The sequence below is a fragment of the Moraxella sp. HMSC061H09 genome, assembly GCF_001809255.1.
Lineage (GTDB): Bacteria > Pseudomonadota > Gammaproteobacteria > Pseudomonadales > Moraxellaceae > Moraxella > Moraxella catarrhalis.
Window position 1 is genome coordinate 1 of record NZ_KV796857.1, and the last position, 533, is coordinate 533.

Below are 533 nucleotides of genomic sequence, written 5' to 3' on the forward strand. Positions count from 1 at the left end.
AGACAGCCTGTTAAACCTGCGGCAAGTTTATGGGTAATGTTATCTATTAGGGTATCTTTGTCCAGTGGTTTGACATAATCGGTAAAGATCTCACTGGCGACAGCATTGGCAACTTCACCACGCAGATTTTTAATTAATGACTTTTCAAGACTGGTACCATATATGGTACTTTCAAGCAGCGCAGTTGAAGTGGCGTTAGCGATACCTTTGCTGATTTTATGGCTAAAATTGTGAGAGTTGGCTATATCACCCACACCAAGACTTTTTGAGAGTGTTTGGTTGATTTTGCTACCAATCCCAGCGCTGGCAATGGCAAAGGTCATTTGCTTGATGTTTTGTTTACTACCTAAGTCTTTGAGTGTTTGCTTGATGTTGCCTTGGTTATCGATTAGGCTGATGCTGGCTTGTGTTACCAATGAGTTAAAGGCAGCACTTGTCATGGTGCCTAGGGTGGTACTGCCTGTTGCTGTTGCAACAGTACTTGTCAGAGCTGTACCTACGCCACCTGTCGCATAAGCCACCGCAATCGCCAC

General features: G+C 44.3%; 1 protein-coding gene. It reads right to left on the reverse strand.

Annotation, left to right across the window (positions count from 1 at the left end; genetic code table 11):
• Positions 1-533 (reverse strand): DUF637 domain-containing protein (locus HMPREF2573_RS07980; RefSeq protein WP_210383691.1); only part of this gene is annotated, 533 nt, incomplete at both ends.